The organism is Streptomyces viridochromogenes, from assembly GCF_001270495.1.
Lineage (GTDB): Bacteria > Actinomycetota > Actinomycetes > Streptomycetales > Streptomycetaceae > Streptomyces > Streptomyces viridochromogenes_A.
In genome coordinates this window covers 261587-286136 of record NZ_LGUR01000196.1, presented here as the reverse complement: position 1 = coordinate 286136, position 24550 = coordinate 261587, and the positions used below count along the sequence as shown (strand labels likewise).

The following is a 24550-nucleotide window of genomic DNA, read 5'->3' as shown; positions in this document are numbered from 1 at the left end:
ATCTGCACCCGAACGAGGACGTGAACCTCGGGCAGTCGACGAACGACGTGTACCCGACCGCCGTGAAGGTCGCGACGGTGTTCGCGGTGCGCGGGCTGCTCAGGGCGATGTCCGTGTTGCAGGACGCGTTCGCCCGTAAGGCCGTCGAGTTCCGTGATGTGCTCAAGATGGGCCGTACGCAGTTGCAGGACGCGGTGCCGATGACGCTCGGGCAGGAGTTCTCCGCATACGCGGTGATGATCGAGGAGGACCGCAGCCGACTCGCGGAAGCGGTGGAGTTGATCCATGAGATCAACCTGGGTGCCACGGCCAACGGTACCGGGCTCAACGCTCCCGCCGGATACGCGGAGTCGGTCCGCCGTCACCTGTCCGAGATCACCGGGCTGCAGTTGGTCACGGCCGCCAACCTGGTCGAGGCGACCCAGGACTGGGGCGTTCGTCCAGATGTCCGGCGTGCTCAAGCGGATCGCCGCGTGAAGCTGTCCAAGAGCTGCAACGACCTGCGGTTGCTGTCGTCCGGGCCGCGTGCGGGCCTGGGCGAGATCAACCTGCCGCCGGTGCAGGCCGGTTCCCACTTCCGCCGCGAGGGCGCCAACCTCCTGCTCACCGGACGGCGACCCGAGCTGCGCGAGAGCCATCCGGACGATCTTCACCTCGCGGGCGACCTCAACGACGAGGCCTTCGCCTCCGAGCTCGCCGCCAGAGCGGCGGATCACCTCGGAGACGTGGGAGTGGTCGTCCTCTGCCACGGACTTCAGAAGTCGGGCCCGCTCGCGGAGACGACTGCCGACGACGCACGCGATCTGCTCCACAGCAACCTGCTGAGCGCGTTCCTGGTCCTGAAGCACCTGATGCCGTTGGCTCCCGAGCCGGGAGCGTCGATGGTGTGCGTCAGCTCTCGCCTCGGCATGGTGGGCATGCCGAACCAGACCCTGTATTCCGCCGCCAAGGGCGGCCTCATCGCGCTCGCGCGCGGCGCAGCCATCGAATGGGCGCCCCGAAGCATCCGCGTCAACGTGGGCGGGCCGGCAACAGGGCGCCGAGGACGGCCGGACGGGTTTCGTCCGGGGGCCGGTTGGGGCCGACCAGGGCGGCGCGCAGCATGGCGAGACCTGTGTCGATGTCGCGCCGTTCCGGGTGCCCGGACCTGGCGTGCTCGTCCACATGCCTGACCAGCTCGTCCGGGAGAGGCCGAGGGACGAGAAGGCGCGCACCGCAGTGCGCAAGCCGGCCCATGGTGGAGCGATCCGGCCGCGGATGACGTGACCTCGTAACTCCGCGGCTGTCTCAGTGGTTGAAAATTCAGCCACCGGGGTAGATCAAGTAAGGCTTGCCTTATATGCTGACCGGGCCCCATTGCCCTCTCCGGCGCGCAGGGGCTCAGACCACCCTCCCTCGCATGACAGGACCCCCGTGCGTACCTCCCGCGGTCTCCTCTTGACGCTTGCTCTCACCCCGCTGCTGGCCGGCTGTTTCGTGGCCGGCGCGGAAGGATCCGGTTCGGATGCGGAAGGCGGGTCGGCCGGTCGGCTGAGGGTAGCGCTCGCCGTGCCGCCGGTGCAGGCGCTGTCGCCGTACAGCAACGACGCCACCGTGCTGAGCAAGCTCTCCGTGGCCGAAGGACTCACCTCCCTTGACAAGAACGGTGCCGCGGCGCCCGCGCTGGCGAAGTCCTGGAGGCAGACGAGCGACACCACCTGGACCTTCGAGCTGCGCAAGGCCACCTTCCAGAACGGCACGCCGGTCACCGCCGAGTCCGTGGTCAACGCCCTCGGCCACGCTGACGCCGCGAAGCCCAAGCCCCGCGTCCTCAGCGACGTCACCCTCACCGCGAAGGCCGACGACGCCGACACCGTCACCATCGACACCAAGGCCGTCGACCCGGTGCTCCCGCTGCGGCTGGCCAGCCCGGCGCTGGCCATCCTCTCCGACAAGGCGTACGCGAAGGACGGCACCGTCAGCCCGGTCGGCACCGGAACGGGCCCCTTCAAGATCACGAAGCTGACCGACAAGTCCAAGGCCGCGCTCGACCGGTACGACGGCTACTGGGGCGGCAAGGCAAAGGCGTCCGGCATCGACGTGACGTGGATAGCCGACGGCACTGCCCGCGCCAACGCCCTGCGCGGCGGCGACGTCGACATCGCCGAGTGGATCCCAACGGCGCAGGCGAAGCTGCTGGACGCGAAAACCCGTCACGAAGTGCCGTCCGTACGGACCGACAGCCTCGTCCTCAACACCGGCAGCGGTCTGTTCACCGACCCGGCGCTGCGCGCGGCGGCCCGTGAGGCCGTGGACGGCTCCGCGCTCGTCGACTCGGTCTTCGGCGGGTACGCCGACCCCGCGCAGGGCCTGTTCGGGCCGGCCGTGTCCTGGGTGACCGACAAGCGCGTCGAGGTCACCGGCCGCGCTCAGGCTGCAACCACCGCACAGGTCGAGGCCGGCACGAAGGGCAAGACCCTGCGCCTGGCCACCTACACCAACCGCACCGAACTGCCCGAGGCCGCCACCGTCCTACAACAGCAGCTGGAGAAGGCCGGGTTCACCGTCAAGCAGGACGTACGCGAGTACACGCGGATGGAGGCCGACCTCCTCGCCGGCAAGTACGACGCGCTTGTCTTCTCCCGGGTGACGCTGCTCGACACCGGCGACGCGGTCGCGTACCTGGCGAGCGACTACACGAGTGACGGTGTGTACAACATCGCGCGTCTGAAGGACGCCAAGGTGGACGAGGCCATCAAGGCCGCGGCCGAGGAAGGCGACACGACGAAGCGCCGGCAGAAGATCATGGCGGCCGAGGCCGAGATCCTGCGCACCGATGCCGTCGTGCCGCTGATCCACGAGAAGGTCGTCCAGGGCATTTCCGCCGATGTCGAGGGCGTGCTCCTCGATCCTCGCGAGCGCTCCCTGATCGACGTCGACACCCACTTGAAGTAGCAGCTGATGAGCGTCACGTCGGTCGGAACCGAGGCCGGCTCGTCCCGGTGGCGTGTGGGCCTCGGTCGCCTCGCCGCCGGCACCGCGCTGCTGACGGCCGTGGCCATGCTGCCCTGGCTGTCCGGCAACGACCCAGCGCTGACCGTCCTGCGGGCCCGCTCCGCCGACCAGGACCCGACTCCGGGGCAGCTGGCTGCCGTTCGGGAGCAACTGGGGCTGGACGAGGGGTCGTTCACGCATCTCGCGCACTGGCTGGGCGGCCTGCCGCGGGGTGACGCGGGCACTTCCTGGGTGTCGGGCGAGGCGGTGCTGCCCCAGGTGACGGGTGCCTTCGCGGTCTCCTTCACGCTGATGCTCGGGGCACTCGTGGTCACGATCGCGGTCGCCGCACTCGTCAGCGCCCGCACCCTGTACCTCGGCTCCCGGCGGCGGTTGCACCGGGGGAGTGGGGCCATCGGGGTCGCCGTCCTCGCCGCGCTGCCCAAGTTCCTGCTCGCCTCGCTCCTTGCCACCGTCTGCGGCGTGTGGCTGGGCTGGTTCCCCTCCAGCGGGTGGGCGGGACCGGCGTCGATGGTGCTGCCCGCGCTCGCCCTCGGTGTCCCCTCCGGGGCGATGATCGGCGGTCTGCTCGACCAGGCGCTGCCGGCCGCCTTCAACGAGCCGTGGGCCCGGACCTGGTACGCCTACGGCTTCGCACCCGGCCGCGTCGCCCGGCATGCGCTGCGGCGCGCGCTGGCCGGGGTGCTCCCGCAACTCCTGCCAACCGTGGTGGCCCTGGTCGGTGGTGCCGTCGCGGTGGAGAAGATCTTCAACATCCCCGGGCTCGGCCGCCTCGCCCTGGACGCCGCCATCGCCCAGGATCTGCCACCCCTGCAAACCGCGACCCTGGCCCTCGTACTGCTCGGCGTCGTGTCCGGCCTCCTCATCCGGGCCCTGCGTCGCGCGCTGCTCGGTCCGGCCCTGCGGGACGGGGCCCTGCCCGCCCTGCACGCACCGGCCCCTTCCCGAGGGCGCTTCACCCGCTGGGCCGCCGTGGCCTGTGCCCTCGCCCTGCTGGCTCTGGTCACCGGCGGACTACTCCGCGATCCGCTCCATGTGGACACGGCGGCCCGACTGCTCCCGCCCTCCGCCGCACACCCGTTGGGCACGGACGCGCTCGGCCGCGATCTGCTGGCCCGGCTGGGCCACGGGGCGCTGCGCACGGTGGGCGTGGCCCTCGTGGTGACCGCGGTGTGCACGCTCGCCGGGCTGGTGCTCGGCATGGCGGCACAGGTCGGCGCGGGGCTCACGGAAGTGGTGGCGACGATGCCGGCGGTCCTCGCCGGACTGCTGACCACCGCGGTGACCGGCCCGTCGGCCTGGGGTGCCGCCCTCGCGGTCTGCCTGGTCGGCTGGACCCCCTACGCCGCCCAGGCCGCGGCGCTGCTCGAACAGGAACGGGCAAGCGGCCACATGCTCGCGTCCCTCTCCTTCGGCGCCGGCCCCGGCTATCTCCTCCGCCACCACCTGCTGCCCGCCGTACTGCCCCCCGTCCTGCGCAACGCCCTCCTGCGCCTGCCCACCACAGTCCTCGTACTGGCATCTCTCGGCTTCCTCGGCCTGGGCGAGCAGCCGCCCACCGCGGAATGGGGCCGCCTGCTGTCGGAGAACCAGCCGTACGTGGAACTGGCGCCCTGGACCGTACTCGGCCCGGCGTGCGCACTCGTCCTGCTCTCCGTTCTCGCCGTATCCGGCACGGACGTCGTGGCCGTGCGCAGGTCGGCGTCCGTCCGGACGTCCTGACGGTCCCAGTGGGCTGGCGGCTGTGGTGGGATCCACGGTGGCCAGGGCCGCGTTGATCTCTCCGGCGGCGAGCGCCGTATGCGCGTCCTCCTTGGGGCGCTTGCGGACCGCGAGGAAGAGCTGGGGGCGCGCCGCCATGAACTGCTCGGCCGCCTCGTCGAGGGAGCCCGCGTCGTCCTCGGCGCGCATGGATCGTCCCCCTGTCCTTGACGACCAGGCTGCAAGCGGCACCGGCACCGGCACCGGCACCGGCAGCGCGCCGCCGGGACGGCCCGCGTGCTCCACGTCCCGCGCACCGACCTGCTGAAGGCAGTGGCGGGCGTTGGTAGCGTCAGGTCTGTGCCGTGCCCGTCCGTGCGGTGTGCCGTTCGACCGAGAGAGAAGTGATGTCCCCGACGATTCGCAGGGCCGTGATCCCCGCAGCCGGTCTCGGCTCCCGGCTGCTGCCGCTGACGAAGGCGACGCCGAAGGAGATGCTGCCGGTCGGCGACAAGCCGGTCATCGAGCACACCGTGCGCGAGCTGGTGGACTCCGGGATCACCGACATCACCATCGTCGTCTCCGGCGGCAAGAGCCTCATCCAGGACCACTTCCGCCCCAACCCCGCCCTCGTCGAACAGCTCCGGGCCGACGGCAAGACGGCCTACGCGGACGCGGTGGAGGAGGTCGCGGAACTCGCCCGCGAGGGCCACATCACCTACCTCGACCAGCACGGCCCGTACGGCAACGGCACCCCCGTCCTGAACGCCGCCCGTTCCTTCGGCGACGAACCGGTGCTGGTGCTGTGGCCCGACGACGTCTTCGTCGCCGAGGTCCCCCGCGCCCAGCAGCTGATCCGCGCGTACGAGCAGACCGGCTGCCCGGTGCTGGCCCTCCTGCCGATGGACCCCACCGAGTCCCAGCGCTACGGCGTGCCCATCGTCAAGGAGGACCTCGGCGACGGCCAGCTGCGCATCACCGGTCTGGTCGAGAAGCCCGAGCCCGCCGCCGCCCCGTCGTCGTACGCGGCCATCGGCGGCTATGTCGTCACCCCCGGCATCATCGACGAACTGCGCGAGCAGACCCGCCGCTGGTACGAGCACCGGACCGGCGAGGTCTATCTGACCGACGCCATCAACGCCTACGCCGCCACCCGCGCGGTGTACGGGCAGGTCATCAAGGGCCGCTGGTACGACACCGGCAACCCGGCCGACTACCTGGTCGCCCAGATGGCGTTCGCCCTCGCCCACCCGGAGTACGGCCCCCTCCTGCGGGGCCTGGTCGCCGGCCTGGACGAGGACCGGGCCGCGACCTCATGACGCCGGGGCGTCCGTGGCCGCGGGCGCGCCGTGCCGGGCACGGACGAGTGCGATCACGGTTTCGGTCGAGGTGGCTGCGGCCGTCGGGCAGGTGTTCCTCCGCGCTGATGTAGCTGCGCGGACCGAGGTGGGTGGCCGGGTCGAGCCGATGGACGGTGACCTTGCCGGCGCGGCGGGCACGGTTCCATCCGCTACGGCGGAACAGCCGCCGGCGCTGCGGGAAGAGCCGGCTGCCCACCCGTTCGATCCGGTCGTGGGCGCTGGTGAGTTGATGCACCCGCTCGGCGTGGGTGAGGTCGTTGGCGCCGTTGTGGAACCCGCCCAGAGTGATCACCATGACCGGGCAGCGCAACCGGGTGTGCAGCTCCTCGACCGCTCCCGTGGCGACCTGCGCGCCACCGCTGTAGCTGAGCGGCACCACGGGGACACCGCTGTCGGGCCGGTAGCCGGCCAGCTCCAGCTGTGTGGCGATCTGGGAGCCGACGGTCCAGTTGCAGAGCGGGCGGTAGCGGTGGTCGGCGGCGACGAAGATCTGCATGACGTCGTGCAGGAACAACGGCAGCTCGATGTGGCGGCGCAGCCACGCCCACACCGGCCGGCCGGCGAGCGCACCGGCCCGACGGCGCGGCCCGACGGGGCGGAGCGGCGAGCTCTCCGGCCCGCTCGACACCACCACCACGCTCGCGGCACCGGCCTGGAGGGCCGCCCGGACCGGCACATACGCGATCACCCCGCCGTCCACGAGCGTTCGGCCGGCACGGTCCACCGGGGGCAGCATCCCGGGAACGGCCGCGCGCTGGCCAGCAGCGCGTACTCGAGATCCCCGTGGTCGAGCAGCGCCGGGGCGCCGGTGTCCAGGTCCATGGCGACCGCGGTGAACGCGGTGAACGGGACCGCCAACTCCTCTATCCGCGACGGCAGTTCCGCGCGGGCGATCAGTCGGCGCAGGCCACGATCGGTGAAGACACTGGCTCGTGAGGAGAGATAGCCGAGCGGATACACCTCACGGCGACGCAACTGGGTCCACACGTGGTCCAGCCACGGCGCGGCCCGCTCGGGGTGGGCGGCCGCGATGGCGCCGTTGAGGGCACCCACCGAGGTTCCGATGATCACGTCCGGCACGAATCCGCGCTGCTCCAGCGCGTATCCGACACCGACATGCGCCGCTCCGAGGACTCCGCCGGCGCCTTGACAGAAGAGCGTGTGTGAACTGGGTCTCACCGCAACGCGGAACGTACGACCCGTCGCACGATCGGGGTCCCGTCCAACTCCGCCCTGATCTCGGCGAGATTCTGGGCGGCCAGCGCCTGGTGCCACGCTTCTTCCGCCCGGCGCATCGCCGTGTTCACGGCACACGCGCCCGTCGGCGGCGGTGACAGCTCGCCGATCCTGCCGCAGCAGCGGATCTCCGTGCAGTGGAAGAGCCGCGCGTCCCCTTCGATGGCCTCCACCACGTCCAGCAGGGTGATGGCCTCCAGGGGCCGGGCCAGACGAAAGCCGCCGCGTGGCCCGGGCACCGAGACCACGAGCTCGGCGCGGGCGAGTTGCTGCAACTGCTTGTTGAGGTAGGACGCGGAGAGGCCGTGGGCCTCGGCCAGCTGCGCACTGCCCACCGGGCCGCCGCCGATCATGTCCAGGTTTAGCAGCGTGTGCAGCGCCCACTCGACGCCTTTAGACATTCGCATATTACGGACATTACCTGTCCAGGATCGAGGCGCGGTAACGCGCGCGCACCGTTCACGTCGGCCGGGCACAACTCGCCGCCGGGGTACGGGAGTTCGTGATGCCCGGTGGGTCCTGCCGCCGCACCGCCCGGTGCACCGGCCGCTGTTCGCGCCGTCGGTACGGCGCCCGGGATGTTGAAGAAGTGACGTGTGTGGCCTTGTGGGAAAAGATGCGTGCTTTGTGGCGGTGTGGTGATCTGGGTTGTGGAGGCTATGGCTGACCGCAGAGGAGATGGTGATATGCCTTCCATTGACAAGGCGATCGAACAGATCACCGGCGTCCGGAGCGACCTGGAGGCGGCACTCGACCCGACCGAACCGGACGGCGTCTACCGTGACAGCCGGGAGTGCGCCGCCCTGGCGCTGCTCTCCGCAGACACCAAGCTGCTGCTGTCCCCGCCGACCCCTCGCCCCAAGAAGGGCTGAGCGGACCGACTGGAGCGGTGAATGGAGCAGTCAGGCACTTCGACCCTCTTGCAGGGCGCGGTGCAGGACATTGCGTCCGACGTGGTCTCCGCCCTTCGGGGTGGAGACCACGTGCGCATGTCCGGCACAGGCGCGGCGGACGACCCTGAGGGACACTTCGCCCTCGCGGCCGTACGCGTGCTGGGAGCAGACCTTCTGCTGCCGCACGTTCTCTTCCCGACTCCGCCCGCCCCAGAAGCACTTGCCGTGTTCCGGAACACGGTGGAAGCCTTTCCGCCGCGTGCCGACGCGGCACCCACCGTGAGGTGGAGCCACTGGGCCATGAGGCGCACTCTGTCGCGGTTCGACGCGTCTTCGTCCGGGCCTCTCGCCGGCGACGAGGACGCCGAACCCGACGCCGCCTGGCTCGACGCGGCGACATGGCAGGTCCTGACGCACCAACTCGCGGTCCTGGCCCCGCTCGCGGTGCCCGGCGACGACTGCGCGGTCGCCCGCGCGGCCCGGCGCCGGCCGGTCGACGTGGCCCGGGGCTTCGTGCGGGCGGTGCGTCGCAGGGACTGGCAGCAGGCAGCCGGAGCGGGACGCTGGCTGACCCTGACGGAGGGGGTACCGGACGAACTCGGCCTCGAAGCGGGGCTGGACTTCGTGGAACTGATGGGCGGCAACGACCCCCGGGTGGCCCTCCAGGTACAGGCGGCACGGGTCATGCGGGCCGCCGGAGCACTCGTATGACGGCCCTGGACGTCGGCGGGATCCGGGACGTCGGAGTCGCCGCGTTCGCCTGGCTGTCCGCGCACCGCGACGACTTCGCGCTCGGCGAGGACGCGCTCACCGCGGACGGCCAGGTGGACGCCACCTGGAAACCCCTCGGGGAACTGGCCCAGACGTGTGCCAGCGTGCGCGCGCACAGCCCACCGTGGGACCCGCTGCACGCGTGTGCCGCGGACCTGTTGCGGTACGCCTGGCAGCAGACGGGCCGGGGCGAACTGTTCCTCCGCCTCCAGCGGTTGGAGCCCTTCGCGACGTACCCCCTGGAGGTCTACTCCGTCTTCGCCTCGGCCGGACTGCGACATCCGGGGTACGAGGCCGCCGCCGCGACGACGGCCCGCACCCGGGGCTGGCGGCTCACCGAGCAGGACCCGACCCGCCGGCTGGGCGTGCTGAAGGCCGAGCGGCGAAGCGGCATCCACCGGCCGGAGCAGGACGGGCCGACGCTGCGGCGTACCTGGCTGGGCGGACTGCCGGAACCGTGGACCTTCGAGCGCTCCTCGGGGTACGCGCTCACCCACGTCGTCTTCCACATCACCGACTGGGGCCGCACCCCCGAGGGCGTCCCCGCCGACCTGGCCGCCTATCTGGCGCACTGGCTGCCGCCCTGGCTCGACACCTGCCTGGACGCGGGGATGTGGGACCTGAGCTGCGAACTGCTGGTCGTGGCCGCGAGCCTTCCGGACCCGCCCGATCCCGAGACCCTGCGGGACGCCTGGACCCGGATCGCACGGGCGCAGCACGACTCCGGCGCCCTTCCGCAGCAGGCTGCCCCGCAGGGCGACGCCGGAACGGACACGGAGCCGGGCTTCCTGCACTGCTACCACTCCACACTCATGGCCGCCTTCGCGGCGGCACAGACCGTCACCTGCCTGAGCCGCGAGGCCGAAGGAGTGCCCGGATGACCGACACCCGTCTGATGCACACCGTCGGCGCGCGCGCCCTGGAGTGGCTGTGGGCCCATCGCGACGGTTTCCGTCTGGAGCCCGACGTCGACCCGGAAGTGGGCTTCCTGGAGCGCTTCAAACCGGTCGGTGAACTGGCCCTGATCTGCCGGGTGCTGTTCCGTGAGGGCGTGGCCGGATCGCGGCAGGCCGAACTGGCGCGCAAGCTCCTCGACCACACCTGGCGGCACACCCTGGACGGCGGGCGCATGCTGGTCCGCGGCCAGCGCATCGAACCGCTCTCACCGATCCCGTTCGAGGTGTACCTCCCGTACAAGGAACTGGGGTACAGCGAGCCCGAGGTGGAGCGCGCCACCGTCCTCTACCACCGGCTGGACAGCTGGGCGGCCCTGGAACTGGACCCGACCCGGCGCCTGGGGCTGTCCGCGTTCCAGCGCCGGTTCGGCCTCACGCCCCGGATGCCCGAGACGGACATCGTCGGCTCCACCTGGCTGGGCCGCACGCCCGAGCCCTGGACGGTCAGCGGGCACATCGCCTACGACGTCACCCACACGGTGTTCCACCTCACCGACTGGGGAGAGCACCCCGACGGCCTGCCGCCGGACATCGCCGACTACCTCGCCACCTGGCTGCCGGTCTGGATCGACGACTGGCTGGACCTCGAGCGCTGGGACCTGCTCGGCGAACTCCTCGTCGTCGACGCCTGCCTGCCCCGTCCCACCCTGGACGAGCGGGCCTGGCAGGGCTTCGCCGCCGCACAGCAGGCCGACGGCGCCATGCCCGCCGTACGCACCATGCCGGAGGGCGAACCGGACGAGCTGTTCGACATGATCTACCACCCGACGCTGGTGGCCGCTTTCGCCTCCGTGCTGGCGACCTCCCGCGCCCTGTCCGAACTGACCCACGCCGCCTCATGAGCGGCCGGCCCCTGCCCTGGCCGGGCATCGCCGACGACGCGGAGCAGGCCCGGGCGGGCGGCCCTCCCGGCGGTGACGACACCCTGAGGGAGCGCCTGGAGAGCGCCGTCGACGCCGTCGACGCACCCGACGCCGTCTTCGCGGTCTCCCGGCACGGCCGCCGCACACTGCACTGCGGCGGTACCGCCCCGCCCCCGCCCGTGGCCCGACAGGACCTGCGCTACGAGATCGGTTCGGCCACGAAGACGTTCACCGGACTGCTGCTGGCCCGGCTCATCCAGCGCGGTCTGCTGACCGGGGGCGAGCCGGCCGCCGCCTGCCTCGAACCGGGCCGACGGACCGACCCGGACCCGGTGACGCTCGCCCACCTCATCACCCACACCGCCGGACTGCCCGCCCTGCCGGCCGACTTCTATGTACGGGCGCTCCCCGCCTGGCGTACCAACCCCTACGGCCGCTACCCGGCCGAGCGGGTGACCGACGCCTTCCTGCGATACCGCCCCCGGCACCGGCCCGGCACCCGGTGGCACTACTCCAACTTCGGCGTCGCCGTACTCGGCCACGCACTCGCGACGGCGGCCGGCACGCCCTGGGAGGAACTCCTCGCCGCCCAGGTGCTGCGTCCGCTCGGTCTGAGCGGCACGGCCCTGCGCGCGGAGGACCCCAAGACCGACGCCGTCGGGCACGGCAAGGACGGGCGCACGCCCACCCTCGCCTTCGACGCCGGCGGCTTCGAGGCGGCCGGTGCCGTCCGCGCCACACCGCACGACCTGCTCACGTTCCTCGAAGCCCACCTCGACCCGGCCGGCGCCCCGTGGGCCGACGCGCTGCGGGCGGTGCGCACGCCGGTCCTCCGGCGCGGCCTCGGGCACCGGCACGTGCACACGATGGCGTGGTTCCGGCACCCCACGGACGGCGGCCCGATGTACTTCCACAGCGGCGCGACCCTCGGCCAGCAGGCATTCCTGGGCTTCCGTCCCGACACGGGGACGGCCCTGGTCGCGCTCTGCACCCGCCGCTTCCGCGCCCACGACCCTTTCGTCGCCACCGCGTACGCGCTGCTGGCGGATGGGTAGCGGGGCGGCGTAGGAGCGGCGGGCGGGGGAGAGGGGGGCGGACGGTGCGGGGACAGTGCCCCGCACCGCTGGCCGTACGACCTCTACGACCCCACCCCTCACACCTTCTGCCACAGGGCCGGAGTGGCCACCGGCGACCACCTGCCCTGCGCCTGGTGGGTCTGGAGGCACTGGTATCGCACCCCCGCGTGGGTCACCGTGGTGCCGGCCTCGTAGACGCGGCCCGCGGACCAGGTGAGGGTTCCGTTGTCCTGCGGAGCGGGAGCGCCCTTCTGGGCGGCCGCGGTCTTCAGGACCAGGCCGAAGTCGCTGAGGATCGGGTTGATCGGCTGGTAGAAGGTGGTCCCGCCGTCCGTGCAGTCACCCGAGCCGCCCGAGGTCACACCCTGTGCCTGGGACCCCGAGAGGTACGGGCCGCCGGAGTCACCCGGCTCGGCGCACACCGTCGTCTCGGTCACGCCGTCGACGGTGCCCTGGGAGTAGCTGACACTCGTGTCGTGCTGCTCGATGGTGCCGCAGTGCCATCCGGTGGTGGAGCCGGAGCGGCAGATCGACGCCCCGACGAGTGCCTGCACCGAGCCGGTGACCTGCGTGCGCTCGCCGTCCTCGCCCGCCACGTCGGCCGTGGCGGTCCAGTCGCTGTTGACGCCGACCCAGGACATGTCCTTGCCGGGGAACGTGGAGGCCTCGAACGTGCCCTGTGTCGCCATGTTGGAGCCGGTGGTCGAGTCGCCCTCGTTGCCGCAGTGGCCCGCCGAGGCGAAGCCCTGCTGCTCGCCCTTGGTCACGGAGAACCCGATGGAGCAGCGGGCGGTGCCCTCGATGTAGTAGGCCTCACCGCCGACGAGGTCCGCCAGCAGCCGCGGCCGTTGCGCCGACACGCGGACGCCGACGCCTTCGTCCTGGACGCCGGCCGCCTTGATGAAGGCGTCGGCCGCCGACTGCTTCGTCGCCTGGACCACGACGCGGTTCGTCGGTACGTCGACGTACCAGACCGGTGTGTCGCGCGTCTTGACGCGGCTGGCGGTGCTGTCCAGCTTCTCCTTGACGGCCCGGAGCTCGGACAACGGACGCTTGACGACCGCCGCCTTCGCGCCCTGGGCCTTGATGGCGGCCACGTCGGCGGCGCGCGTGGTCGCGACGGTGAGCTCGGCGGAGGTCGTCCCCCGCAGCCAGGCCCCCGCGAAGCGCTCGCCCAGGGAGTTGCGGAGCCGACCGGCACGGACGCCCGCCTCGGCCTCGTTGACCAGCCGGTCGGCCGCCTGCCCCGGCTTCAACTTGAGGTCACGCTCCAGTGCCCGCAACACCGCCGCGGACGGCCGGTCGGCACCGAGCGTCTGCGCGGCGATGGACGCGGGCACCGGCGCGGGGGGCGGCCCGGCCGCCGCGGCCGAGGTGACGCCGCTGAGGACCAGGGCGCCGAAGACGGTCAGGGCGGTGCGGCGGCCAGCCGCCGTATGTCTGCCGAGCATGCGATGTACCTCCATCGAGTACAGGGGATTGCGACCAATCCAGGCCTTGACAAAAAGGCATGACTCAATGTCAGAAAAGATGATTTTTCGCGCTTTGGGAGGTGCTGAGGACGTCATGTGCGCCAGTGGGCGGAGTGGCCCGTGGGGTGCACCAAAGTTTCATCGTTCGTTTTCTTGAATCATTCGTGTTTAGCGAGGTAGGTTGTCGCCATGACCGCATCCCAGACTCCGACCCCCGCCGAGGAGCTCCGCGGTGCCGGCCTGCGGGTGACGGCCGCGCGTGTCGCGCTGCTGGAGGCCGTCCGGGCCGGTGACCACCTCGGTGTCGAGGCCATCGCCTCGGGGGTGCGTGATCGCGTAGGTCATGTCTCCCTGCAAGCCGTGTACGAGGGCCTCCACGCACTCACGGCGGCGGGACTCATACGCCGTATCGAACCGGCCGGCAGTCCGGCCAGGTTCGAGGGGCGTATCGGCGACAACCACCACCACGTCGTGTGCCGGTCCTGCGGTGTCGTCGCCGACGTCGACTGCGAGGTCGGCGAGGCGCCCTGCCTGACCGCCTCCGACGACCACGGCTTCGCGATCGACGAGGCCGAGGTCATCTACTGGGGCCTGTGCCCCGACTGTTCCACCGCCAACAGTGCACCCCGAGCACTGTGATCCACCTAGTTCGGAAGGTTTCCCATGGCTGAGAACCCCGATGCGATCGTCACTGACGCGAAGACCGAGGGCACCGGTGGCTGCCCCGTCGCGCACGGTCGCGCCCCCCATCCGACGCAGGGCGGTGGCAACCGTCAGTGGTGGCCGGAGCGGCTCAACCTGAAGATCCTCGCCAAGGACCCGGTCGTCGCCAACCCGCTCGGCGAGGACTTCGACTACGCCGAGGCGTTCCAGGCCCTCGACCTGGCGGCCGTCAAACGGGACATCGCCGAGGTGCTGACCACCTCGCAGGACTGGTGGCCGGCCGACTTCGGCAACTACGGCCCGCTGATGGTCCGGATGGCCTGGCACAGCGCCGGCACCTACCGCATCAGTGACGGCCGCGGCGGTGGCGGCCGCGGTCAGCAGCGCTTCGCGCCGCTGAACAGCTGGCCGGACAACGGCAACCTGGACAAGGCCCGCCGTCTGCTGTGGCCGGTGAAGAAGAAGTACGGCCAGTCCATCTCCTGGGCCGACCTCATGATCCTCACGGGCAATGTCGCGCTGGAGTCGATGGGCTTCGAGACCTTCGGCTTCGGCGGCGGTCGCGCCGACGTCTGGGAGGCCGACGAGGACGTGTACTGGGGTCCCGAGACCACCTGGCTCGACGACCAGCGCTACACCGGCGACCGTGAGCTGGAGAACCCGCTCGGCGCCGTCCAGATGGGCCTCATCTACGTCAACCCGGAGGGCCCGAACGGCAACCCGGACCCGCTGGCCGCGGCGCGCGACATCCGCGAGACGTTCCGCCGCATGGCGATGAACGACGAGGAGACCGTCGCCCTCATCGCCGGTGGTCACACCTTCGGCAAGACCCACGGCGCAGGCCCGGCCGACGCGGTCGGCAACGACCCCGAGGCCGCCTCCATGGAGGAGCAGGGCCTGGGCTGGAAGTCCACCTACGGCACCGGCAAGGGCGGCGACGCCATCACCTCCGGCCTCGAGGTGACCTGGACCACCAAGCCCACCCAGTGGAGCAACGACTTCTTCGACATCCTCTTCGGCTACGAGTGGGAGCTCACCCAGAGCCCCGCCGGCGCCAACCAGTGGGTGGCCAAGGACTCCGAGGAGATCATCCCGGACGCGCACGACTCGTCGAAGAAGCGCCGTCCGACGATGCTCACCACCGACCTCTCGCTGCGCTTCGACCCGATCTACGGTGAGATCTCGAAGCGCTTCCACGAGAACCCGGACCAGTTCGCGGACGCCTTCGCCCGCGCCTGGTACAAGCTGACCCACCGTGACCTGGGCCCGAAGTCCCTGTACCTCGGCCCGGAGGTCCCGGCGGAGACGCTGCTGTGGCAGGACCCGCTGCCGCAGGCCGAGGGCGAGGCCATCGACGCCGCCGACGTGACGGCGCTCAAGGCCAAGCTCCTCGCCTCGGGCCTCACGGTCTCGCAGCTGGTCTCCACCGCGTGGGCGTCGGCCTCGACGTTCCGCGGCAGCGACAAGCGCGGCGGTGCCAACGGCGCCCGTATCCGCCTGGAGCCGCAGCGTGGCTGGGAGGTCAACGACCCCGACGAGCTCGCCCAGGTCCTGCGTGTCCTGGAGGGCGTCCAGTCGGAGTTCAACTCCGGTGCCAAGAAGGTCTCCCTGGCCGACCTGATCGTCCTCGGCGGTGCCGCCGCGGTCGAGAAGGCCGCCAAGGACGCCGGGTTCGACGTGACGGTTCCCGTCACGACGGGCCGTGTGGACGCGACCGAGGAGCACACCGACCCGGAGTCCTTCGCCGCGCTGGAGCCGACCTCGGACGGCTTCCGCAACTACCTCGGCAAGGGCAACCGTCTGCCGGCCGAGTACCTGCTGCTCGACCGCGCCAACCTGCTCACCCTGAGCGCCCCCGAGCTGACCGTCCTCGTCGGCGGCCTGCGCGTCCTCGGCGCCAACCAGGGCGGCTCGTCGCACGGTGTCTTCACCGACACCCCGGGCAAGCTGACCAACGACTTCTTCGTCAACCTGCTCGACCTGGATACGACCTGGAAGTCCACGTCCGCGGACCAGACCACGTTCGAGGGCCGTGACGCCTCGGGCGAGGTCAAGTGGACCGGCACCCGTGCCGACCTGGTCTTCGGCTCCAACTCCGAGCTGCGCGCCCTCGCGGAGGTCTACGCGAGCGACGACGCCAAGGCGAAGTTCGTGAACGACTTCGTCGCGGCGTGGGCCAAGGTCATGGACCTGGACCGGTTCGACCTCGTCTGATCCGCCCCCAGTGAGACGTCCAGGCCGGCCCGCACGGGTCGGCCTGGACGTCTTTGTCTGCATACCGGTGTCTCACAGGGCTCACCTTTCACAGAACGCACACCGACCGCCATCAATTCTTTAAGTTTCAATCGATAAGGTCGTCGACAGGGGAGCGGCCAACGGCGGCCCACCCGTCGCGCCACTCGCCCCTCCTTCCCCCACCAGCACAGGAGACCCGGCGTGTTTGACGGCGATGTAGTGGTGATCGGCGGCGGCTACGCCGGCGTTCGTCTGGCGAAGCGACTGGACGCGACGGCACGGGTCACGCTGGTGGACCGCAAGGAGGTCTTCTTCCACCGCATCGCCGCCCTGCGCGCCGGCGTACGTCCGGAGTGGTCGCACACCCCGTTCATCCCGTACGACCGACTGCTGACCAACGGCCGGGTGGCCGTCGGCAAGGCCGTCCGCATCGACACCACCGAGCGGCAGGTGATGCTCGCGACGGGGGAGCGGCTCCCGTACGACGTCCTGGTGATCGCCACCGGCGCCGACTACCCCGAACCGGCCCGCTTCGTCGGCACCACCGTCGAAGAGGCGGCCAAGTCCTTCGCCGGGCACCAGCAGCAGATCGCCGCCGCCGAGCACGTCCTGGTCGTCGGCGGCGGCCCCTCCGGCGTCGAGCTCAGCGCCGAGATCCGCCTCGCCCGGCCGCAGGCCCGGGTCACGCTCGCCCACTCCGGGCCCGAACTGCTGCACGCCACGGGCAGCGCGCGGGCCGGGCGCAAGGCGCGGACCTGGCTGGAGTCGCATGGCGTGGACGTGTGGCTGGACGCCTTCATGTCCCCCGGCAACGACTTCGGCACCTATCGCGACGCCCACGGCAACATCATCGAGGCCGACCACTCCTTCTGGGCGACCGGCACCACGCCCAACACGCTCTGGCTGCGGCTGGCCGGGCACGGGGACTGGCTGAACAGGACGGGACACGTGAAGGTCGACCAGGCGCTGCGGGTCGAGGGATGGCTGGACGTGTTCGCGGTCGGCGACGTCAACGACGCCACCGAGGTCAAGATCACCCCGGCCGCGCTCGCCCAGGCCGACCTGGCCGCCCACAACATCCGCGCCTACCTGAACAGCGCCGGCAGGCATCGCAAGGAGCCCCGCTTCTACCGGCCGATCCACCGCACCCCGCTCATCGTCCCGTTCGGCGCCGCCGACGGGGTGACGATGCTGCCGGTGCCCGGCGGCGAGACGGCGGTCCTCGGCGGCCGTACCACCACCCTGACCAAGGCCAAGACCCTCATGACGCCGTACATGAGGCGCCAGCTCGGCTACACCTCGGCCTAGGCGCTCCGCCGGGTGGAGCGCGACACGTCGTCGTTCGTCCGCAGCGCCGTCGTGGCTTGTCGCGCCCACGCGGCGGAGCCGCACATCGATACGGCCCCGCGCCCCTTCGGGGCGCGCCGAACCGCAGCGGAGTCGAAACCGGAGCACCGGGTACTCGGTGCCTCTGCCGAGCCCGCCCCGGGCTCGCACCGGATCTCCGTGCGGCGAACGGAGTCGTGATGACGCAGAACCGGGAGAGCGCGACGCCCGCCGGGCGACCTGCATTCCCCGAGCTGCGCCCGGTCGGGGACAGCCCGGTCGAGCCGACCTCGCGGGAACCGCGCCCGCTGAACAGCCAGGAACTGCCCGGGGACCGCAGTCAGGCGATCCTCGAGGCGGCCAAGCAGGTCGGCGCGCTTCTGAAACGTAAGGGGCACACGTTCGCCCTGGCCGGAAGCGTGGCCGTGTACGCCCACGGCGGGAGCGGGCACCTCCAGCACGACGCCGACTTCTGCGTGCTCCGCTCCGACGCCGAGGCGGTGGCGGACACGCTGACCGAAGCGGGCCTCACGGTCCGTACGCCGCCGGAGGACTGGCTGCTGAAGACGACATGCTTCGGCCAGGAGGTCGACCTCCTCTTCGAGATGGCCCACCGCCCGGTCACCAAGGACGTCCTGGCCCGGGCGCAGGAGATCCCGGTCGACTCGGTGCTCATGCCGGTGCTGGCGCCGACCGATCTCATGCGCGGGCTGATCCTGGCGTTCTCGGAGCACTACTGCGACTTCGGGCCGGTACTCGACGCGGCCCGTGCCCTGCGCGAGAAGGTCGACTGGGAGGACGTACGCGGCTCGTGCGGGGACGAGCCCATGCCCGCCGCGTTCTTCTTCCTCCTGGAACGCCTGAACGTGATCGCCCCACGGGAGGAGCACCGATGAGCGGCCCCGGCACCCAGCCCGCCCCGGGCACGGGGAGCACGCCGAACCTGGACTACGTCGTGGCCCACCTCACCGACCACCTGGCCGCCGGGCCCCTCGGCGAGCTGGGGGTGCGCATCGAGATCCGCGGCGAGGCGATCCTGCTGACCGGCACCGTCCCGTCCGCCCAGTGCCGCGACGACATCCTGCGCACCGCCCGCGCGGAGCTGCTCGGACACCCGGTCCACTGCGACATCGTGGTCGCGGACAACGCCACGCCCGACCATGCCGAGGAGGTCGAATGATCCGGATCGCGGCCGTCGGGGACATCCACATGGGCCCCGAGAGCCAGGGCGTGCTCCGTCCCTCGTTCGAGACCCTGCACGAGAGCGCCGACGTCCTGCTGCTCGCCGGAGACCTCACCCGGCACGGCACCCCCGAGGAGGCCCAGGTCGTCGCACGGGAGATCAAGGACCTCGCGGTCCCCGTGGTCGCGGTCCTGGGCAACCACGACCACCATGCCGACTGCGCGGAGGAGGTCACGGCCGTGCTCCAGGACGCGGGCGCGCGGGTCCTGGAAGGACAGGCCACCGTCGTGGACAACGGGCGTGCGCGCATCGGCGTGGCCGGTACGAAGGGCTTCGGCGGCGGATTCGTGGGCCGCTGCGCCGGCGAGTTCGGCGAGCCGGTCATGAAGGAGTTCGTCCGGTACTCGCGTCACCGCGCCGACACCCTGCGGGCCTCCCTGGAGGAACTCCGGGAGCAGGACTGCGACGTACGCGTCGCCCTCACCCACTTCTCCCCGGTGCCGGACACCCTGGCCGGAGAACCTCCCGAGATCTACCCCTTCCTCGGCAGCTATCTGCTGGCCGAGGCGATCGACACGGCGGGCGCCGACCTCGCGGTGCACGGACACGCGCACCTCGGCACGGAGCACGGCATGACCAGCGGGGGCGTGAAGGTCCGCAACGTCGCCCAGCCGGTGATCGGCCGGGCCTTTCACGTCTACCACCTGGCGGGCTGAAGGCGCCGTCCCGGTGCCGTCCCCCTGCCGTCCCGGCACGGGCAAGGTGTGGGCGGGGTGTGGGCGGAGTGTGGGCGAGACCACGCGGTTCACGAGGCCGAAGGCATGTCGGGCGCCCGGGGCGGCGGGCTACCGTTTGAGGGATTCACCTTGATTCCCGTTCCCGCCAGTACCTCGGACGGCCCGTCAGTGCTCGCAGACCTCTCCCCGCTGATCGCGGCGACCACCCAGTGGCTGATCCGCTCCTACCCCGCGTGCGGTGGCGCGCTCGCCGCGGCCCTGGGGGAGGTGCAGGCGCGGCAGGCCGTCACGGTCGCGGCGTGGCTGCGCTACCCGACACCGACCGACGCCGCACTGGTCGGGATGGCCGGCCCCGGCGGCTCGGCCGCACTGGACTGGATCACCGGAGCGGACACGACCGCGCCCGACGAGACGGACGACGTCGCCTGGCGTACCTGGGTGGACGAGGTCGTGGCGAGCTGGGCGGCCTGTCTGCTCACCGACGACGAGCTGGCCCGGCTGGCGGTCGGGGCGGTCGCCGAGGGCGGCCACGGGGCCGGTCCGCCGGTCGAGTTCCGCCGGCTGGTGTCCCCCGACGCCCGGGACCGCCAGGCAGCGGCCCTTCTGCGCCACCCGGACCTCCTCGCCCCGGTGGCCGCCCTGCACCGCCCCGCCCTCCACGAGCGCCTCGACCCGGGCCGGGCACTCATCGCCTGAGCCCCGGCACCGTGCGCCCGGCACCAGGAGCCCGGTGCCCTCGCGGGACGTACGCCGGGTCAGTCCTCCTTGCCGCGTCCGGTCAGCGCGTCGCGCAGGCGGTCGACCAGACCGGCGCCGGGAGCCAGCAGCTTGTTGGCCGGCGGCTTGTCCGGGGCGGACGGGTGGGGGCGGGTCGGAGCCAGCTTCTTCGCCTGACGCACCTTGTCGCCCAGGGCGTCGAGGGCCTCCGGGGGACAGGCCGCGCGCAGCCGGGGGAAGAGGTTCTGCTCCTCGTCCGCGATGTGCGAGCGGACCTCCGTCATCAGCATCCCGACGAGCCGGTCGAACTCGGGATCGCCGGCCTCGCACCCTTCGAGGTCCTTCATGATCCGCTCGGCCTTGGAGTGGTCGTCGATCTCCCTGTCGGCGATGGCGTCCCCGCCGGCCACATGTTCCCGCACGGCCGGGTACAGGTACATCTCCTCGGCCACCGAGTGCCGCACCAGCTCCATCGTGGCCTGGTCGGCGACCAGCTTGCGATCCTTGTCGCCGTACGGAAGCGCCTCGATCCGGCCGAACATCTCCTCCACCTCGCGGTGATCGGTCACCAGCTCGTCGATGACGTTCCCACCATGACCCATCGTCTCCACCTCCAGAACGGGGCGGCGGCCCGGACGGACCCGCCGCGGGCTCCGAGTGCCCGCGCGCGACGGGCTCACACGAAGGCAAGGCAAGGCAAGGACGGGCGGCCCGCGAGCGCCCGAACCGCCCCGAGGCGACGCAACCCGAGCGCTTTCGCCGGGGGCGTGCCGCCTAGGGTGCTGGCATGACCTCGCAGGCATATCTCTCCGAACTGTTCTCGCTGGAAGGCCGGGTCGCCGTGGTGACCGGTGGCAGTTCCGGCATCGGTCGCGCCATCGCCGAGGCCCTCGCCCGTGCGGGCGCGAGCGTCGTGGTCGTGGCCCGCCGGGAGACGGAGCTGGCCGCGACGGTCGGCGATCTGGAGGCTCAGGGCTGCCGGGCGGCCCGGGTCAGCGCCGACCTCGGCACACGCGACGGCGTGCGGGCGGCGGCCGAGGGGGCGGCCAAGGCGTTCGGCGAGCCCGACATCCTCGTCAACTGCGCCGGGATCAATCTGCGGCCACCGCTCGGCGAGTTGGGCGAGGACGTCTGGGACACCACGATGGCCGTGAACCTCGAAGCGCCCCATCTGCTGGGGCAGCGGTTCGGACCCGGCATGGCCGAGCGGGGCTTCGGGCGGATCATCCACATCACCTCCCAGCAGGCGCATCGGGCGTTCGTCCAGAGCGGCGCCTACGGCGTCTCCAAGGGCGCGCTGGAGTCCCTGGCCCGCTCACAGGCCGAGGCATGGTCGCCGTACGGCGTCACCTGCAACACGCTCGTGCCGGGGTTCGTCATGACGCCCCTCAACACCCGTCTGTCGTCCGACCCCGAGAAGGTCGCGGCACTCGCCGCCCGCACGATGGTCGGGCGCAACGGCCTGGCCGAGGACTTCGCCGGTGCCGCGGTGTTCCTCGCGAGCCGCGCCTCCGCGTACGTCACCGGGCAGGCGATCTTCGTGGACGGCGGTTTCTCGGTGCACTGAGCCCGGCACGGGCGCACCGTCAGCGCAGATCGAGCCGCATCAGGATCCGGGGATGACCGGCCAGTACGGAGGTCGTGTCGGCGCAGTGGACGAAGCCGGCCCGTTCGAAGTTCTTCCGGAGCCCGGCGTACGCCATCGTCAGGTCGACCCGGGCGTCACCGTTGTCGAGGGGATAGGCCTCGATCACTGGCGCACCCCTCTCCCTTGCGAACGCGACCGCTCCGGCGATGAGGGCGTGCGTGATCCCCTGCTTCCGGTGACCGGGGCGGACGCGGATGCACCACAGGGACCACACCGGCAGGTCGTCGACATGCGGGATCTTGCGGTTGCGCGCGAAGGACGTGGCCGAGCGCGGCGCGACGGCCGCCCAGCCGACCGGCTCGTCACCGTCGTAGGCGATCACTCCCGGAGGGGGATCGGCGCGGCACAGTTCGGCGACGTACTCACCGCGGGCCGGTCCCCGGAGCTCGTTGTTCAGCTTGGACGGGATCCGATAGCTCAGGCACCAACAGACGTTCGCCCCGGGTGACTTCGGGCCGACCAGCGCACGGACGTCCTCGAAGACGGAGGCAGGGCGGACTTCTATGGCCATGGCACCACCATGTCACGGCGGCGGTGTCGCCGGAGGTGGTGCGGGTACCCGGGCGCGCATGAAGTGGCAACAGGTGCAGGACGCCCCGGAGTCGGTGTACGTCCTGGTGCTCGCGCCGGGGGAGGACGCCCTCGCCGAGATCAACGGCTTCGCACGGGAACAGGCCCTGGGCGCGTCCCAGGTGACCGCCGTGGGCGCCTTCTCCCGGGCCGTGGTGGGGTGGTTCGACCGCGAGGCCAAGGAGTATCGCCGCATCGGCGTCGACGAGCAGTGCGAGGTGCTGTCCCTGCTGGGGGACATCGCCATCGGCGGGGACGGACCGACCGCCCACCTGCACGCCGTGCTGGGACTGTCGGACGGGACCACGCGCGGCGGGCATCTGCTGGAGGGGCGGGTGTGGCCGACGCTGGAGGTGATCGTGCGGGACAGCCCCGCGGTCCTGGCGAAGATCCATCGCCCCGACCTCGGCCTCGCGCTGATCGATCCGGAGTGACGACGCGGAGGCCGGCTTGCATGCCGTGGCCCGGCTTTCACGCCGTGGCGTGGAACGCGTGCAGTGCCTCCACGGCCTGCGTCTCGGAGACCGGGCCGAAGTCCTCGTACCACTCACCGACCGCGTGGAGGGACGGCGGCTGCTCCAGGCACACGAGGTCGTCGCAGGCCGGCCGGATCGCGGCTGTCGTCCGCGGACTGCCGACGGGGACGGCCAGGACCAGTCGCGCCGGACCGTGGCGGCGCAGGAAGCGCAGGGCCGCCGTGGCGGTGAGGCCGGTGGTCAGGCCGTCGTCCACGAGGACGATCGTGCGGCCGACGATGGACGGGAGGGGGCGGCGGCCGCGGTACACCTGCTCGTGGCGGTGCAGCTCATTGCGTTCGCGGGCGACGACGTCGCCGAGCCGGTCCTCGGACAGATGCATCATGGTCAGGCTCTGTCGGTCGTACAGCGGCGGATCGTCGGCGACGATGGCTCCGATCGGCGTCTCCGGCCGGATCGGAGTGCTGATCTCGCGGGCCACCAGCACGTCCAGCGGGGCGTGCAGCGCGCGGGCCACCTCCGCGGCGACGGGCACACCACCGGGCGGCACGGCCAGCACGAGCAGCTGGAGCAGATCACCGGGGTCGGCCCACTCGGCCAGCCGCAGGGCGAGTTCCTGCCCGGCGTGAGCACGGTCGCGGAATGCCACGGCGCTCCTCCCTCCCGCGTCCCTCCCGTAAGGGTCGGCGCAGGCGCCGGGTTCCCGGCGGGCGCGGGGCGAAACGAGGCTGGGGCCCGTCGTTCGGATCATGCCGTCGCCGCGGGCCCTGGGCCGGCACCGTCCCGGCTCCCGCACGCCGCGTACGGCACCGCGTGTGGCCCGCCTCCGGGTGGGTACTGCGGCGCGCATGAGCGACATCGAACTCAGGAGCTCCGCGTTCCACGACCATGAGATGATCCCGCGTCGCCACGCCCTGGAGGGCGAGAATCTCTCCCCGCCGCTGGCCTGGTCCGGAGTGCCCGACGAGGCGGCGGAGCTGGCCCTGCTGTGCGAGGACCCGGACGCGCCGTCGGGCACCTTCGTGCACTGGCTGGTCACCGGCATCGATCCGCACGCGCAGGGGCTGCCGGCCGGGCGGACGACCCCGGGCAGCCACCCGCACACCAACGGCTACGGGGAGTCGGGGTGGGGCGGCCCCCTCCCCCCGGTCGGTGACGGTGACGACGCGCACCGGTACTACTTCCGCCTCTACGCCCTTCCGGGCCCCGTCTCCATTCCGGAAGCGCCCACGGCCGGCGAAGCCCACCGGGTGCTCGACGAGCAGCAACTGGCCTGCGGAACCCTCGTCGGGCTCTACCGACGCTGAGCGCCCACGCCGGTCGTCCGGGGCCGGTCCGGGGCGATTTTGGGCGGTCCGGCCGGTGCGCCGGGCTGCGCACCGGCCGCGCAGAGCGCATGGTGGTGTCATGAGCACGCGTCCCCCCGTGGTGGTGCTGCCGCCGGCGTCGGACGGCGGGCGTCAGGTGACGATCCGCGGTGAGCCGACCGGCACCGCATACAGCCTGTTCGACGTGCTGGACCTGGTGCACCGCGCGGGCCTGCCCGGCGAGGACCGGGCCGTCGACGACCCCGAGCTGATCGAGTGGCGCGGCGGCGGACCGTACGACTGGAACGCCCCGGACCCGCCCGATACGCCGAACGGGTGAACGGGCCGAAACCCGGGGCGCCACC

26 protein-coding genes are annotated in these 24550 nt (G+C 71.8%); 20 read left to right on the top strand and 6 right to left on the bottom strand.

The features are described 5' to 3' along the window. The 4 genes from ADK36_RS48020 to ADK36_RS21100 all read left to right on the top strand — a co-directional run. A partial coding sequence (locus ADK36_RS48020) for an SDR family oxidoreductase (RefSeq protein ID WP_159391177.1) occupies positions 1–1172 on the top strand: 1172 nt, incomplete at its 5' end. A 265-nt stretch (positions 1173–1437) separates the two neighbouring features. Then, positions 1438–2934: an ABC transporter substrate-binding protein gene (locus tag ADK36_RS21110; RefSeq protein ID WP_425315469.1), complete on the top strand. Its 1497-nt coding sequence runs from the start codon at positions 1438–1440 to the stop codon at positions 2932–2934. A gap of 6 nt (positions 2935–2940) precedes the next feature. After that, the gene (locus ADK36_RS21105) at positions 2941–4716 is read left to right on the top strand and encodes an ABC transporter permease subunit (protein ID WP_053198594.1); all 1776 of its coding nucleotides are present in this window, start codon (positions 2941–2943) and stop codon (positions 4714–4716) included. 386 nt (positions 4717–5102) lie between these two features. After that, positions 5103–6014 carry a UTP--glucose-1-phosphate uridylyltransferase gene (locus tag ADK36_RS21100; protein WP_048579208.1) on the top strand — a complete coding sequence of 304 codons (912 nt, stop codon included), beginning with the start codon at positions 5103–5105 and terminating at the stop codon, positions 6012–6014. Positions 6015–6740: 726 nt separating this feature from the next. Here the strand turns inward: ADK36_RS21100 and ADK36_RS21095 are convergent. Both ADK36_RS21095 and ADK36_RS21090 read right to left on the bottom strand, forming a co-directional pair. After that, positions 6741–7235, bottom strand: coding sequence for a patatin-like phospholipase family protein (locus ADK36_RS21095; protein WP_234329818.1), 495 nt, complete (start codon positions 7233–7235; stop codon positions 6741–6743). After that, positions 7232–7699 (bottom strand): RrF2 family transcriptional regulator, encoded by a 468-nt coding sequence (locus ADK36_RS21090; protein ID WP_048579207.1) that lies wholly within the window; start codon positions 7697–7699, stop codon positions 7232–7234. The genes ADK36_RS21095 and ADK36_RS21090 overlap by 4 nt, the downstream gene beginning before the upstream one ends. A gap of 279 nt (positions 7700–7978) precedes the next feature. Here ADK36_RS21090 and ADK36_RS21085 point away from each other — a divergent pair, with 279 nt between their 5' ends. From ADK36_RS21085 to ADK36_RS21065, 5 genes are read left to right on the top strand one after another with little or no spacing between them, the layout of a single operon-like run. Next, positions 7979–8164 (top strand): hypothetical protein, encoded by a 186-nt coding sequence (locus tag ADK36_RS21085; RefSeq protein WP_048579206.1) that lies wholly within the window; start codon positions 7979–7981, stop codon positions 8162–8164. 21 nt (positions 8165–8185) lie between these two features. Then, positions 8186–8896: a hypothetical protein gene (locus ADK36_RS21080; protein ID WP_048579205.1), complete on the top strand. Its 711-nt coding sequence runs from the start codon at positions 8186–8188 to the stop codon at positions 8894–8896. Next, entirely contained in the window at positions 8893–9837 is a 945-nt protein-coding gene (locus tag ADK36_RS21075; RefSeq protein ID WP_048579204.1) for a DUF6895 family protein, read from the top strand. Before ADK36_RS21080 ends, ADK36_RS21075 begins: the two co-directional genes overlap by 4 nt. Then, on the top strand, positions 9834–10754 hold the full coding sequence (locus ADK36_RS21070) for a DUF6895 family protein (protein ID WP_053198592.1): 921 nt from the start codon (positions 9834–9836) through the stop codon (positions 10752–10754). Before ADK36_RS21075 ends, ADK36_RS21070 begins: the two co-directional genes overlap by 4 nt. After that, complete coding sequence (locus ADK36_RS21065) at positions 10751–11830, top strand: serine hydrolase domain-containing protein (protein WP_053198589.1); 1080 nt, start codon at positions 10751–10753, stop codon at positions 11828–11830. Before ADK36_RS21070 ends, ADK36_RS21065 begins: the two co-directional genes overlap by 4 nt. 98 nt (positions 11831–11928) lie before the next feature. Here ADK36_RS21065 and ADK36_RS21060 read toward each other — a convergent pair whose 3' ends face one another. Further along, positions 11929–13302: an alpha-lytic protease prodomain-containing protein gene (locus ADK36_RS21060; RefSeq protein ID WP_053198587.1), complete on the bottom strand. Its 1374-nt coding sequence runs from the start codon at positions 13300–13302 to the stop codon at positions 11929–11931. A gap of 210 nt (positions 13303–13512) precedes the next feature. Between ADK36_RS21060 and ADK36_RS21055 the strand changes: the two genes are divergently transcribed. The 7 genes from ADK36_RS21055 (at position 13513) to ADK36_RS21025 (ending at position 20163) form a co-directional block, all read left to right on the top strand. Then, the gene (locus tag ADK36_RS21055; RefSeq protein ID WP_048579200.1) at positions 13513–13962 is read left to right on the top strand and encodes a Fur family transcriptional regulator; all 450 of its coding nucleotides are present in this window, start codon (positions 13513–13515) and stop codon (positions 13960–13962) included. A gap of 24 nt (positions 13963–13986) precedes the next feature. Then, positions 13987–16200, top strand: a complete 2214-nt coding sequence (gene katG, locus ADK36_RS21050) for a catalase/peroxidase HPI (RefSeq protein WP_053198585.1) — start codon at positions 13987–13989, stop codon at positions 16198–16200. Positions 16201–16422: 222 nt separating this feature from the next. Further along, on the top strand, positions 16423–17529 hold the full coding sequence (locus ADK36_RS21045; RefSeq protein ID WP_048579198.1) for an NAD(P)/FAD-dependent oxidoreductase: 1107 nt from the start codon (positions 16423–16425) through the stop codon (positions 17527–17529). Positions 17530–17747: 218 nt separating this feature from the next. Next, positions 17748–18443, top strand: coding sequence for a nucleotidyltransferase family protein (locus ADK36_RS21040; protein ID WP_048579197.1), 696 nt, complete (start codon positions 17748–17750; stop codon positions 18441–18443). Further along, complete coding sequence (locus tag ADK36_RS21035) at positions 18440–18727, top strand: BON domain-containing protein (protein ID WP_048579196.1); 288 nt, start codon at positions 18440–18442, stop codon at positions 18725–18727. Before ADK36_RS21040 ends, ADK36_RS21035 begins: the two co-directional genes overlap by 4 nt. Next, the gene (locus tag ADK36_RS21030; RefSeq protein WP_048579195.1) at positions 18724–19446 is read left to right on the top strand and encodes a metallophosphoesterase family protein; all 723 of its coding nucleotides are present in this window, start codon (positions 18724–18726) and stop codon (positions 19444–19446) included. Before ADK36_RS21035 ends, ADK36_RS21030 begins: the two co-directional genes overlap by 4 nt. Positions 19447–19635: 189 nt before the next feature. Beyond that, complete coding sequence (locus ADK36_RS21025; RefSeq protein WP_048579194.1) at positions 19636–20163, top strand: hypothetical protein; 528 nt, start codon at positions 19636–19638, stop codon at positions 20161–20163. Between the two features lie 59 nt (positions 20164–20222). Here the strand turns inward: ADK36_RS21025 and ADK36_RS21020 are convergent, their stop codons facing one another. Then, entirely contained in the window at positions 20223–20786 is a 564-nt protein-coding gene (locus ADK36_RS21020) for a hemerythrin domain-containing protein (protein ID WP_048579262.1), read from the bottom strand. Between the two features lie 185 nt (positions 20787–20971). On the opposite strand from ADK36_RS21020, the gene ADK36_RS21015 reads away from it, so the two are divergent. After that, complete coding sequence (locus tag ADK36_RS21015; protein WP_048579193.1) at positions 20972–21751, top strand: SDR family NAD(P)-dependent oxidoreductase; 780 nt, start codon at positions 20972–20974, stop codon at positions 21749–21751. A 19-nt stretch (positions 21752–21770) separates the two neighbouring features. On the opposite strand, the gene ADK36_RS21010 is transcribed toward ADK36_RS21015, so the two are convergent. Beyond that, entirely contained in the window at positions 21771–22343 is a 573-nt protein-coding gene (locus ADK36_RS21010; protein WP_048579192.1) for a GNAT family N-acetyltransferase, read from the bottom strand. Positions 22344–22401: 58 nt separating this feature from the next. Between ADK36_RS21010 and ADK36_RS21005 the strand changes: the two genes are divergently transcribed. Continuing rightward, on the top strand, positions 22402–22836 hold the full coding sequence (locus ADK36_RS21005) for a PPC domain-containing DNA-binding protein (protein WP_048579191.1): 435 nt from the start codon (positions 22402–22404) through the stop codon (positions 22834–22836). Between the two features lie 37 nt (positions 22837–22873). Here ADK36_RS21005 and ADK36_RS21000 read toward each other — a convergent pair whose 3' ends face one another. Further along, the gene (locus tag ADK36_RS21000) at positions 22874–23527 is read right to left on the bottom strand and encodes a phosphoribosyltransferase (RefSeq protein ID WP_048579190.1); all 654 of its coding nucleotides are present in this window, start codon (positions 23525–23527) and stop codon (positions 22874–22876) included. A gap of 199 nt (positions 23528–23726) precedes the next feature. Here ADK36_RS21000 and ADK36_RS20995 point away from each other — a divergent pair, with 199 nt between their 5' ends. Both ADK36_RS20995 and ADK36_RS20990 read left to right on the top strand, forming a co-directional pair. Then, positions 23727–24185 (top strand): YbhB/YbcL family Raf kinase inhibitor-like protein, encoded by a 459-nt coding sequence (locus ADK36_RS20995; RefSeq protein WP_053198583.1) that lies wholly within the window; start codon positions 23727–23729, stop codon positions 24183–24185. Between the two features lie 100 nt (positions 24186–24285). Then, positions 24286–24525, top strand: coding sequence for a hypothetical protein (locus ADK36_RS20990; protein ID WP_030053453.1), 240 nt, complete (start codon positions 24286–24288; stop codon positions 24523–24525). The last annotated feature ends 25 nt before the right edge of the window (positions 24526–24550 follow it).